Annotated in this window: 12 protein-coding genes; all 12 read left to right on the top strand. The window is 64.0% G+C overall.

The window, feature by feature from the left end:
• Positions 1-164 precede the first annotated feature (164 nt).
• The 12 genes from leuS to E2K99_RS03270 all read left to right on the top strand — a co-directional run bounded on the left by leuS (position 165) and on the right by E2K99_RS03270 (position 12,489).
• Entirely contained in the window at positions 165-2,813 is a 2,649-nt protein-coding gene (leuS, locus tag E2K99_RS03325; protein ID WP_134221342.1) for a leucine--tRNA ligase, read from the top strand.
• 28 nt (positions 2,814-2,841) lie between these two features.
• On the top strand, positions 2,842-3,387 hold the full coding sequence (locus E2K99_RS03320; protein WP_051057643.1) for an LPS-assembly lipoprotein LptE: 546 nt from the start codon (positions 2,842-2,844) through the stop codon (positions 3,385-3,387).
• 18 nt (positions 3,388-3,405) lie between these two features.
• Complete coding sequence (holA, locus tag E2K99_RS03315; RefSeq protein ID WP_121042941.1) at positions 3,406-4,425, top strand: DNA polymerase III subunit delta; 1,020 nt, start codon at positions 3,406-3,408, stop codon at positions 4,423-4,425.
• A gap of 74 nt (positions 4,426-4,499) precedes the next feature.
• Complete coding sequence (locus tag E2K99_RS03310) at positions 4,500-5,768, top strand: glutamate-5-semialdehyde dehydrogenase (RefSeq protein WP_134221341.1); 1,269 nt, start codon at positions 4,500-4,502, stop codon at positions 5,766-5,768.
• 53 nt (positions 5,769-5,821) lie between these two features.
• Positions 5,822-6,247 (top strand): CopD family protein, encoded by a 426-nt coding sequence (locus E2K99_RS03305; protein ID WP_008325441.1) that lies wholly within the window; start codon positions 5,822-5,824, stop codon positions 6,245-6,247.
• 66 nt (positions 6,248-6,313) lie between these two features.
• Positions 6,314-6,919, top strand: a complete 606-nt coding sequence (locus tag E2K99_RS03300; RefSeq protein ID WP_121042939.1) for a 2-hydroxychromene-2-carboxylate isomerase — start codon at positions 6,314-6,316, stop codon at positions 6,917-6,919.
• 99 nt (positions 6,920-7,018) lie between these two features.
• The gene (locus E2K99_RS03295) at positions 7,019-8,275 is read left to right on the top strand and encodes a THUMP domain-containing class I SAM-dependent RNA methyltransferase (RefSeq protein ID WP_121042938.1); all 1,257 of its coding nucleotides are present in this window, start codon (positions 7,019-7,021) and stop codon (positions 8,273-8,275) included.
• A 181-nt stretch (positions 8,276-8,456) separates the two neighbouring features.
• A complete protein-coding gene (locus E2K99_RS03290) occupies positions 8,457-8,870 on the top strand; it encodes a DoxX family protein (RefSeq protein ID WP_134221340.1) in 414 nt (137 codons plus the stop codon).
• A 186-nt stretch (positions 8,871-9,056) separates the two neighbouring features.
• Positions 9,057-9,914 carry a dioxygenase family protein gene (locus tag E2K99_RS03285; RefSeq protein WP_134221339.1) on the top strand — a complete coding sequence of 286 codons (858 nt, stop codon included), beginning with the start codon at positions 9,057-9,059 and terminating at the stop codon, positions 9,912-9,914.
• Positions 9,915-9,969: 55 nt separating this feature from the next.
• The gene (locus E2K99_RS03280; protein WP_121042932.1) at positions 9,970-10,881 is read left to right on the top strand and encodes a LysR family transcriptional regulator; all 912 of its coding nucleotides are present in this window, start codon (positions 9,970-9,972) and stop codon (positions 10,879-10,881) included.
• A gap of 325 nt (positions 10,882-11,206) precedes the next feature.
• Positions 11,207-11,743, top strand: a complete 537-nt coding sequence (locus E2K99_RS03275; RefSeq protein WP_121042930.1) for a 2,4'-dihydroxyacetophenone dioxygenase family protein — start codon at positions 11,207-11,209, stop codon at positions 11,741-11,743.
• An 11-nt stretch (positions 11,744-11,754) separates the two neighbouring features.
• Entirely contained in the window at positions 11,755-12,489 is a 735-nt protein-coding gene (locus E2K99_RS03270; protein WP_134221338.1) for an SDR family NAD(P)-dependent oxidoreductase, read from the top strand.
• Positions 12,490-12,605: the final 116 nt, after the last annotated feature.

Raw genomic sequence — 12,605 nt, 5'->3', positions numbered from 1 at the left:
GTCTTGGCCCGCCTCTTCACCGAGGCGGGCTTTTTTTCGGGCGGGGCGGCGCGGGGGCCGCGCAAGGGCGGGCCGGAATGCCGCGCCGGGGCGGTGAGCCGGTATAATGCAGGGTTTCGAATTGCAGTCCCCTCCCAACCGAATTCCATCCGTATCAGCCCGTCATGCAAGATAAATACAGCCCAGCCGAAGTTGAACAGTCCGCACAGCAGCACTGGAACGCCATCGACGCCTACAAGACCGTCGAAAACGCCCGCGACAAGGAAGGCCGCGACAAGAAGAAGTTCTACGCCTGCTCGATGCTGCCCTACCCCTCCGGCAAGCTGCACATGGGCCACGTGCGCAACTACACCATCAACGATGTGATGTATCGCTACCTGCGCATGAACGGTTACAACGTCCTGATGCCCATGGGCTGGGATGCCTTCGGCATGCCCGCCGAAAACGCCGCCATGGCCAATGGCGTGCCGCCGGCGCAGTGGACTTATTCCAATATTGAATATATGAAGTCGCAGATGCAGTCGATGGGCCTGGCCATCGACTGGTCGCGCGAGATGACGGCCTGCCGTCCCGAGTACTACAAGTGGAACCAGTGGATGTTCCTGAAGATGCTGGAGAAGGGCATCATCTACAAGAAGACCGGGACCGTGAACTGGGATCCGATCGACCAGACCGTGCTGGCCAACGAGCAGGTCATCGACGGCCGTGGCTGGCGCTCGGGTGCCGTGATCGAAAAGCGCGAGATCCCGATGTACTACGCCAAGATCACCGACTACGCCGACGAACTGCTGGAACACGTCGAGACCAAGCTGCCCGGCTGGCCCGAGCGCGTGCGCCTGATGCAGGCCAACTGGATCGGCAAGTCCACCGGCGTGCGCTTCGCCTTCCCGCACCAGATCAAGGGCGCGGACGGCCAGCTGATCAACGACGGCAAGCTGTTCGTCTTCACCACTCGCGCCGACACCATCATGGGCGTGACCTTCTGCGCCGTGGCCCCGGAACACCCGCTGGCCACCCTCGCCGCAGAAAACAACCCGGCCCTGCAAGCCTTCATCGCCGAATGCAAGCAAGGCAGCGTGATCGAAGCCGACATGGCGACCATGGAAAAGAAGGGCATGCCGACCGGCCTGTTCGTCACCCATCCGCTGACCGGCGAGCAGGTCGAAGTCTGGGTCGGCAACTATGTGCTCATCACCTACGGCGACGGTGCCGTGATGGGCGTGCCGGCGCATGACGAGCGCGACTTCGCCTTCGCCCGCAAATACAATCTGCCGATCAAGCCGGTCATCGCCGTGGAAGGCAAGACCTACTCCACCGAAGCCTGGGAAGAATGGTACGGCGACAAGGAAGCCGGCAAGACCATCGCGTCCGGCAAGTACGATGGGCTGGGCTATCAGGCCGCCGTCGATGCGGTCGCCGCCGATCTGGCCGCACAGGGCCTGGGCGAGAAGAAGGTGACCTTCCGCCTGCGCGACTGGGGCATCTCGCGCCAGCGTTACTGGGGCACCCCCATCCCCATCATCCACTGCCCGGATTGCGGCGACGTGCCGGTGCCCGAGAAGGACCTGCCGGTCGTGCTGCCGGAAGACTGCGTGCCGGACGGCAGCGGCAATCCGCTCAACAAGCATGAGCAATTCCTCAAGGTCGACTGCCCCTGCTGCGGCAAGCCGGCCCGCCGCGAAACCGACACCATGGACACCTTCGTGGATTCGTCCTGGTACTACATGCGCTATACCTCGCCGGGCAGCAACGAGGCGATGGTCGACTCCCGCAACGATTACTGGATGCCCATGGACCAGTACATCGGCGGCATCGAACACGCCGTGCTGCACCTGCTGTACGCACGCTTCTGGACCAAGGTCATGCGCGACTTCGGCCTGGTCAAGTTCGACGAGCCCTTCACCAACCTGCTCACGCAAGGCATGGTCCTGAACGAGACCTACTATCGCGAAGACGCCGCCGGCAAGAAGACCTGGTACAACCCGGCTGACGTGGACCTGTCCTTCGACGACAAGGGCCGTCCGGTCTCGGCCGTGCTGAAGGAAGACGGCCAGCCGGTCATGATCGGCGGCACCGAGAAGATGTCCAAGTCCAAGAACAACGGCATCGACCCGCAAGCGCAGATCGACCAGTACGGTGCCGATACGGCGCGCCTGTTCACCATGTTCGCCTCGCCGCCGGAGCAGACCCTGGAATGGTCCGGTGCCGGTGTGGAAGGCGCCAACCGCTTCCTGCGCCGCGTCTGGGCCTTCGGCTACAACAACGCTGCGCGCATCACCGCCGCCGGTGCACTCGATGCCGCCCAGCTCGATGATGCTCTGAAGACCCTGCGCCGCGAAGTGCACAAGGTCCTGCAGCAAGCCGACAACGACTTCAAGCGCATCCAGTACAACACCGTGGTCTCGGCCTGCATGAAGATGCTCAACACGCTGGAAGCTGCCAAGCCAGCGGCCGGTGCGGCCGGTGATGCAGTGATCGCCGAGTGCTTCTCGATCTTCCTGCGCGTGCTGAACCCGGTGGCTCCGCACATCACCCATGTGCTGTGGCAGCAGTTGGGCTATGCCCAGGCGCAGGGCGACATCCTCGACGCGGCCTGGCCGCAAGTCGATGCGGCCGCGCTGGAACAGAGCGAACTGAAGCTGGTGGTGCAGGTCAACGGCAAGCTGCGCGGCGAAGTCACCGTGCCGAAGGATGCCGACAAGGCCGCCATCGAAGCCGCCGCGCTGGCCAACGAAGACGTCAAGAAATTCCTGACCGGCGCACCGAAGAAGGTGATCGTGGTGCCGGGCAAGCTGGTCAACATCGTTGCCTGATCCGGCCCAACCTTAACGACGGAACTCCATGCACGCTCAAGTCCAAATCAAGCGTTTCTCGCAATGGCTGCTGCTGGTGGCGGCGGCCGTGATGCTCACGGCCTGCGGCTTCCATATGCGCGGCGCGGCTGACCTGCCCTTCAAGACCATCTACCTGGGCTTCGCGCCCAACTCGGCGGTCGGGGTGGAACTCAAGCGCAACATCGAGGCCAGCGGTGCCAAGGTGCTGTCCGAACCCAAGGAGGCCGAAGCCAACCTGAAGGTGCTGGCCGATTCCCGCGACCGCCAGGTGCTGACCCTGAACACCAACGGCCGCGTGCGTGAATACGCGCTGTTCCAGCGCTTCACCTTCTCCGTCACCGATGCCAAGGGCGTCATCCTGATCCCGCCGACGGCCATCACCCTGCGCCGCGTCATCACCTATGACGAGAACCAGGAACTGGCCAAGCAGGCCGAGGAAGTGCTGCTCTACCGCGACATGCAGTCCGACCTGGTGCAGCAGATCCTGCGTCGCCTGTCGGCCTCCAAGACCGCCATCAAGAACGAGAAGGCCGCGGCCGACTCGGACTCCTGAGCGGCACGCGGAATCAGCATGCAACTGCGCCACGACTCCCTGGACGCCCATCTCGGCAAATCGCTGGCCCCGCTTTACGTGATCGCCAGCGACGAGCACCTGCTGGCGCTGGAAGCGGCGGACAAGATCCGCCGCAGTGCCCGCGCCAACGGCTATACCGAGCGCGAGGTACTGGTGGTGGAGCGCAGCTTCAAGTGGGGTGAGCTGCTGGCGGCCAACCAGTCGCAATCGTTGTTCGGCGACAAGAAACTGATCGAGCTGCGCATCCCCACCGGCAAGCCCGGCAAGGATGGCGGCCAGGCGCTGCAGGATTACGCCGCCAATCTCTCGCCCGACAATCTGACCATCATCAGCCTGCCCAAGCTGGACTGGGCCACGCAGAAAGCGGCCTGGGTCGGTGCCCTGCAGCAGGCGGCGGTCTACATCGACATTCCGCTGGTGGAACGCGCACAGCTGCCGGCCTGGATCGGCAACCGCCTGGCGGCCCAGCAGCAGAGCGCCGACCGGGCCTGCCTGGATTTCATCGCGGATCGCGTGGAGGGCAACCTGCTGGCCGCACACCAGGAGATCCAGAAGCTGGCGCTGCTGCATCCGCCGGGCAAGCTCAGTTTCGAACAGGTGCAAGACGCGGTGCTGAACGTGGCGCGTTATGACGTCTTCAAACTCAACGAAGCCATGCTCTCGGGCGACATCGCGCGCCTGACGCGCATGATGGACGGCTTGAAGGGCGAAGGCGAGGCGCTGCCGCTGGTGCTGTGGGCGGTCACCGAAGAAATCCGCACCCTGCTCAAGCTCAAATCCGGCATGGCCCAGGGCAAACCCGTGGGCGCCCTGTTGAAGGAATACCGCATCTGGGGCCCTCGTGAACGCCTGATGGAGCCGGCCCTGCGCCGCATCAGCCTGGCCGCGCTGGAACAGGCGCTGCAGGAAGCGGCCCTGGTGGACCGCATGGTCAAGGGCCTGCGTGCCCGCAGCTTTGCCGGCGACCCGTGGGATGCCTTGCTGCAACTGGGCCTGAAGCTGGCACGCGGACGCTGATCCGGCCGTACACCCGGCACATCGAATACCGAACATCGAACCCGACGCGCGCATCGCGCCCCGGAGAAAACTGCATGGAAAACATCGACCTCTACATGAACCGCATCGGCCAGCAGGCCCGTGCTGCCTCGCGCGCCATGGCGCGCGCCGATACCGCTGCCAAGAACCAGGCGCTGCTGCTGATCGCGGCCGCCATCCGCCGCGACGCTGACGCCCTGCGTGCGGCCAATGCGCTGGACCTGGACGCTGCCCGCGCCAACGGTCTGGCCGAAGCCATGCTGGATCGCCTGACCTTGTCCGACAAGGCCATCGCCACCATGGCCGAAGGCCTGGAGCAGATCGCCTCCCTGCCCGATCCCATCGGCGAGATCAGCAACATGAAGTACCGCCCCACCGGCATCCAGGTCGGCCAGATGCGCGTGCCGCTGGGCGTGATCGGGATCATCTACGAAGCCCGTCCGAACGTGACGGTCGATGCCGCCGGCCTGTGCATCAAGAGCGGCAACGCCACCATCCTGCGCGGCGGCTCTGAAGCCATCCATTGCAACCAGGCGCTGGCCAAGCTGGTCAAGGAAGGACTGGCCGGTGCCGGTCTGCCGGAACAGGCAGTGCAGGTAGTCGAGACCACCGACCGTGCTGCCGTGGGTGCGCTCATCACCATGCAGGAATACGTGGACGTGATCGTCCCGCGCGGCGGCAAGGGCCTGATCGAGCGCCTCATGAAGGAAGCCAAGGTGCCGATGATCAAGCACCTCGACGGCATCTGCCACGTCTACATCGACGACAAGGCCGACACCCGCAAGGCACTCGATGTGGCCTTCAATGCCAAGTGCCATCGCTACGGCACCTGCAACACCATGGAAACCCTGCTGGTATCGCGCAACATCGCCGCCGCCATCCTGCCGCCGCTGTCCGAACTGTATCGCGTCAAGGAAGTGGAACTGCGCTGCGATCCGGAAGCCGCCGAGATCCTGGCCGGCTACCCGCTGCTCAAGGCGGCCACCGAAGAGGATTGGGACACCGAATACCTGGCCCCCATCCTGGCCGTGAAAGTGGTGGCCGACATGGATGAGGCCATCGAGCACATCAATCGCCATTCTTCGCAGCACACCGACAGCATCATCACCGAGGACTACTCGCGCGCCATGCGTTTCCTGCGCGAAGTGGATTCGGCCTCGGTCATGGTCAATGCCTCGACCCGCTTTGCCGATGGCTTCGAATACGGCCTGGGCGCGGAGATCGGCATCTCCAACGACAAGCTGCATGCACGCGGCCCGGTGGGACTGGAAGGACTGACCTCGCTGAAATACGTGGTGCTGGGCCAGGGACAGGTCCGCCAGTAAGACACACGCACGCCACCCCCCCCCCCAAGCCATCACGTACGACAAGGATAGCCATGCTCTGGATCAAAGCCCTGCACATCGTCTTCATCGCCTCCTGGTTCGCCGGCCTGTTCTACCTGCCGCGCATCTTCGTGAACCTGGCGCAGGAAACCGACCTGGTCGCGCGCGAGCGCCTGCTGGGCATGGCGCGCCGCCTGTACCGCTTCACCGGCATGATCTCGCTGGTGGCGCTGGTGCTGGGCGTGTGGCTGCTGGCCATCACCTGGTCGTTCTGGAAGGGCCCCGGCAATGGCTGGCTGCATGCCAAGCTGTTCCTGGTGGTGCTGGTGATCGGCTACCAGCACGCCTGCGGCTCGCTGCTCAAGAAATTCGAACACGGCAAGAACGTGCGCAGCCACGTCTGGTATCGCTGGTTCAACGAAGTGCCGGTGCTGCTGATGCTGGCTATCGTGATCCTGGTGGTGGTCAAGCCGTTCTGATCATTCTGCAACTATCTCAGCAGTCTTCGTCCGCTACATTCCACACTCATCCTTCCGGAGCCGGTCATGAGCAAAGTCTGTGAGTACTTCTTCGCGCCGCATTCACCGTTCGCCTACCTGGGCCACGATCGTTTCGTCGCCCTCGCCGAAAAATACCAGGTGCAGATCCTGCCCAAGCCCTTCGATCTGTCCAAGATCTTCGGAGTCTCCGGCGGCCTGCCGCTGGCCAAGCGCGCACCGCAGCGCCAGGCCTATCGCCTCAAGGAACTGGCACGCTGGAGCGAATTCCTGGGCAAGCCCATGGTGCTGCAGCCGACCTATTTCCCGGTCAACAGCGACAATGCGGCGCGCCTGATCATCGCCACCCAGCTGGCTCACGGCACCGCCGCCGCACTGCGCCTGACCGGCGCCATCATGCGTGCCGTGTGGGAAGAACAACGCAACATCGCCGACCACGACACCCTGGTCGCCATCGCCAATGCCAATGACCACGATGGCGCGGCCCTGCTGAAGTCGGCTGAAACGGCCAGCGTGCAGGCCGAATTCGACCGCTTCACCGATGAAGCGAATGCCGCCAGCATCTTCGGTGCGCCGTGGTACGTCTACGACGGTGAAGGCTACTGGGGCCAGGATCGCCTGGACTTCATCGAGCGTGCCTTCGCGAAAGGCTGAGCGGCCAGCGTACAATGACGCCGGACTGCGCAGCGACCCGCGCAGTCCGGCTTTTTTCATTTTTGTTACTTTGTTTTCCAACGGATAAAAGGTACTCCCATGCAAGCTCCCGACACCAATTACTCTTACTTCTGTCCCTGCCCGCGCGGCCTGGAAACGGCCCTGGCGGAAGAACTCAACGAGATCGCCCAGCACGCCGGCCCTGCCGCCAACCTCAAGGTGCACAACCAGGTTCCCGGTGGCGTGCACTGCTCCGGCACCCTGCTGGCGGCCTACCAGATGAACCTGCACTCGCGCATCGCCAGCCGCGTGCTGCTGCGCATGGGCCATGGTTCCTACAAGAACGAGAACGACATCTACGACCTCACCCTGGCGCAAGCCTGGGAAGACTGGTTCAAGGTCTCGCACACCATCCGCGTCGACCTGACCGCCGTGAAGTCGCCCCTGCGCAGCCTGGAGTTCAGCACCCTCAAGATCAAGGATGCGATCTGCGACCGCTTCCTGGACCAGTTCAAGCTGCGTCCTTCGGTGAACACGCGCACGCCTGACATGCGCATCGCCGGTTTCGTCGATGCCCACAATTTCACGGTCTATCTCGATACCTCGGGCGAGGCACTGTTCAAGCGCGGCTGGCGCGAAGAAACCGGTGATGCGCCGCTGCGCGAGAACCTCGCTGCAGGCCTGCTGCGCACCGCCGGCTGGAAGCCGGGCGTGCCGCTGTTCGATCCCATGTGCGGTTCCGGCACCATCCTGGCCGAGGCCGCGCAGATCATCGCCGGCGTGCCGCCGGGCGCGCGCCGCCGCTTCGCCTTCGAGAAGTTCAGCAACTTTGATGCCGATGCCTGGTTCGCCATCAAGGGCGATTTCAAACCCAATCCGATTCCGACCACGCCCACGCTGTTCGGCAGCGACATCTCCGGCGACATGGTGGAACTGACCCGCAAGAACCTGGTGCGCGCCGGCGTGCATTTCGAAGTGCCGCTGAAGCAGATCGAAGCACAGGAAATCAAGCCGCCGGTCGATGCCGAGGGCAAGCCGCTGGTCGGCATCATTCTCTCCAATCCGCCCTACGGTGAACGTATCGGCGTGCGCGGCGACCGTGCCTTGCCGACCGAGGAATTGTTCACGCAGTTCTTCAGCGCCTTCTCCAGCACCCTGAAGCAGCGCTTTGCGGGGTGGAGCGTATTCCTGTTCTCGGCCGACCTCGGCCTGCCCAAGCTGATGCGCCTCAAGGAAGCCCGCAAGACCCCGTTCTTCAACGGTGCCCTGGAATGCCGACTGTTCCGATTCGACATGGTGGCCGGCTACAACCGCCGCGAGGAAGCCAAGCCGGTCTCGCGCGACAGCGAAGACTGATGCTCTCCGGCGCGGATGGATTGTCAACTTCTCCAAGACAATCCATCCCGCCGCCACCGGTTTATCCGGCCGGCCTTCTTCCCTACAGTGTGGACTTGGCGACTGCCGTTGCGCATGCAAGAAAAAGCAAAAGCGCAACGCTCGCCATCCTTCATCCACTCCACACTTTTCCGGGATCACCATGACCACCATTACCGTCAACACCCGTGCCGACTACGCCGCCTTCCTGCTGCGCGTCACCATGGGCATTTTCTTTTTGGTCCACGCCGGCCTGAAACTGTTCGTCTTCACACCCGCCGGGACCGTCGGCTTCTTCGCCTCGCTGGGCGTGCCGGGCTGGTTCGCCTATCCGGTCATGGCACTGGAAGTGGTGGGCGGCATCGCGCTGGTGCTGGGCTTCTACGGTCGCTGGCTGGCCCTGCCGCTGGCAGCGGACCTGCTGGGCGCGATCGTGCTGGTGCATGGCAAGGCCGGCTTCTTCTTCACCAATCCCAAGGGCGGCTGGGAATACCTGGCGCTCTGGATCGTCGGCCTGATTGCCGTGTTCCTGCTGGGTGATGGCGCATTTGCCCTGAAGCGTAAAGCGCAGCGCTGATAGCGCATTGATGGCATCATCAGCCAACAATCTCTCGCAGGATCAGCGCCGGGCCCGTGCCCGGCGCACGCCAGCCGGCGACAAAGTTTCAAACCGCATCAAAGCAGTCGATGTTCCAAACGTTTTAAATTTTTTAAATGTTTTAAATGTTTTATATCGTTTATAGCGATTCACAAGGAAACCATCATGTCCACCGTGTCCACTCTCTCCAGCACCGTCGATAGCCTTCCCCTGCCCTCGCTGTTCGTCTCGCACGGCTCGCCCATGCTGGCCGTCGAACCGGGCCGCACCGGGCCGCTGCTGGCCAGCATCGGTGCGACGCTGCCGCGTCCGCGTGGCATCGTGATGGTGTCGCCGCACTGGGAGACGTTCACGCCGCGCGTGGGCAACCAGGCCAAGCCGCGCGTGATCCATGACTTCGGTGGTTTCCCGCAGGAACTCTATGAACTGGACTATCCCGCCCCCGGTGCACCGGCGCTGGCCGAGCATGTAGCGCAACGCCTGCGCGACGGCGGCCTGCCGGCCAATACCGATGGCGGCTGGGGCCTCGATCACGGCGCCTGGGTGCCGCTGCGCTATCTCTATCCGCAAGCCGATGTGCCGGTGATCCAGCTGTCGCTGCAATCGCAGCAGCCGCCTGAATATCACTATCAGGTTGGCCGCCTGCTGGCGCCGCTGGCCAAGGAAGGCATCCTGCTGATCGGCTCGGGCAGCTTCACGCACAACCTGCGCGAACTGCGCCGCAACGAGATCGAGGGCGGCGATGCCCCGCATACGCTGGAATTCCTGCGCTGGTTCCTCGACCGCATGCAGGCCGGCGACCTGCAGGCCCTGTTCGGCTACCGGACCACCGCCCCGCATGCAGTGCGCACGCATCCCAGCGACGAACACCTGCTGAGCCTGTTCTTCGCCATGGGCGCGGCCGATGACTGGACACAGCTGGTACACCTCGACAGCGGTTCGACGTATCATAGCCTGCGCATGGACGCCTTCGCCTTCGGCACCGGCGCCCGCCTGCTGGCACAACTTCCGGCAGCTGCCTGAGCCGCCGTCTGTTCCGGGGGGGGCCAGCGCAGCGCCCTCTCGGGGAAAACACGATTTGAACAAACTGCGTGAAATCGAATGCTTCATCGCCGTGGCCGACCTCGGCAGCTTCGTCAAGGCGGCCGATGCGCTGGGCATCTCCAAGGCCGCCGTCTCACGCACGGTACTGGAACTGGAAGCGCGCCTGGGTTCGCGCCTGATGCAGCGGACCACCCGGCGGCTCTCGCTGACCGAAGCCGGCAGCCTCTACCTGGAACGCTGCAAGCAGATAGTTGCAGCGCTGGAAGAAGCCGATGACCTGCTGCTGGCCGGCAGCGCCAAACCCGCCGGCCTGCTGCGCATCAATGCTCCCGTGACCTTCGGCATCCTGCACCTGGCACCGCTGTGGCCGATCTTCCTGGAACGCCATCCGGAAGTGGAACTGGACATCACCCTCTCGGACCGCATCGTCGACATCATCGACGAAGGCTATGACCTGGCGATCCGCATCGCCCGTCTGGCCGATTCCACGCTGATCCACCGCAAGCTCACCAGCACCAGCCTGCCCATCTGTGCCTCGCCCGCCTATCTGGAAGCGCATGGCACGCCGCGCCACCCGCACGAGCTGGCACAACACCAGATCATCAGTTACAGCTACAACCACGGCAAGGACGAGTGGCAGTTCAGCGGGCCGGAAGGTCCGGTGAGCGTGCGCGTCAATGCGCGCATGCACGTCAACAATGGCGACAGCTGCGTGCAGGCAGCGCTGGGCGGCATCGGCATCACGCGCCAGCCGACCTTCATGATCGACCAGTACCTGCGCAGCGGACAACTGGTCCCGCTGCTCACCGACTACACCGTGCCGGACCTCGGCATCTACGCGGTCTACCCCAGCCGCGCGCATCTCCCGGCCAAGGTCAGGGCGATGCTGGACTTTCTGTCCGAAGCCTTCGCGCAGGTGCACTGGTCCGGACCGGCCGAGGCCTGATCGCCTGATCCCACGGCGGCAGCAACGCAGCCGTTCTCGCAGCGCGCCCATGCTCTCCCGCAGGCTGGCTTGAACGGCAGCCATGCATAATTTTCATGCATCCTCACACAAGCTTGCAGGCTCGTCTTGCGGACGCTGCACGCGCGCGCAATTGCAGTGGAGCAGACCGGCGCACGCGATTCCGGCTCGCTTTCTGGCGGGCCTGTCCGGGCTGAAGCGCCATTGACACACCGTCTTCTATCGTCGACATTGACCATATGGCGAACGCTTTGTCCATATATTGAACAAAGTCCGGATTCAACAGAAGAACATCAGGAGACCCCACATGACAGCCACCGGCACCCCCATGCCCGCCGATCTGAAGATGAAGCCCTACCAGTTCCCCAACCCCAAGGAAGCGCCACTGGAGATCGTGGTCAATCCGGCGGTCCCGGAGGACGAACGCGTGTGGGTGCCGCAAGCCGAGAATGTCTGGTTCCGTCCGCTCTGCCTGAATGTCTCGCAGGGCTACTGGACCAACCTGCTGCGCGTGCGCAAGTCCGGCGTGCTGTCGCGCCACCGCCATCCGGCACCGGTGCACGGCATGGTGCTCAAAGGCCGCTGGCGCTATCTGGAACATGACTGGATCGCCGAACAGGGCAGCTACGTCTTTGAACCGCCGGGCGAGACCCACACCCTCTACGTGCCCGAAGACGTGGAAGAGATGATCACCTACTTCCACATCACCGGCGTCATGTTCTATTGCGACCCCTGGGGCAAGTTCGAAGGCTACGAGGATGTCTTCACCAAGCTCGACATGTGCCGCAAGCACTATGAAGCGGTCGGCCTGGGCAGCGACTACGTCGATCGCTTCGTGCGCTGAGGATGCATGACATGACTTATTCCCGCGCATCCCATGACTTTGGCGGCTGCGTGGCCGTGGTCACCGGCGGCCATGGCGGCATCGGCGCAGCCATCAGCGCACGCCTGGCCGCTGGCGGCGCGCAGGTCGTCGTCTGGGACCAGCTGCACGACCCGGCCTCGCCCTATCGGCAAGAAAGCCTCGACATCACCGACGCCGCTGCGGTCATGCAGGCCGCACAGCGATTGCTGGCAGACACCGGGCGCATCGATTTCCTCATCAACAACGCCGGTTACGCCGGTCCGACCGTGCCGCTGGACGAGTATGACGTCGGTGAGTGGCATCGCATCGTGCAGGTCAACCTGCTGGGTGTCTTCCATGCCTGCCGCAGCGTGACGCCGGCCATGCGCGCGGCCGGACGCGGACGCATCGTCAACATCGCCTCGCTGGCCGGCAAGGAAGGCACGCCCAATGCCTCGGCCTACAGCGCCGCCAAGGCGGGCGTACTGGCGCTGACCAAGTCCTTGGGCAAGGAGCTGGCCGAGACCGGCGTGCTGGTCAACGCCATTGCACCGGCCGCCGTGAAGACCGCGCTGCTGGAGCAGATGTCGCCAGCCCATGTGCAGACCATGATCGCCAAGAGCCCCATGCATCGCCTGGGCAGCGTCGATGAAGTCGCCGACATGTGCGCATGGCTGTGCTCCGGTTCCTGCAGCTTCAACACCGGCGCGGTGTTCGATCTTTCGGGCGGACGCGCAACTTACTGAGCGGCTTGCCGCTCGGCCACCAGAATCATCCGGGCAAGCAAGGATCGCATGCCGGGGCAGGCAGCCGCCGCCCGGGCAGCGCCGGACGAGCAACACGCAGGGACGGACTCCACACC

Origin of the sequence: Herbaspirillum huttiense, assembly GCF_004367745.1 — a bacterium.
GTDB classification, from domain to species: Bacteria; Pseudomonadota; Gammaproteobacteria; order Burkholderiales; family Burkholderiaceae_D; genus Herbaspirillum; species Herbaspirillum huttiense.
The sequence above is the reverse complement of the archived record's forward strand: the minus strand, read 5'-3'. Positions and strand labels throughout refer to the sequence as shown.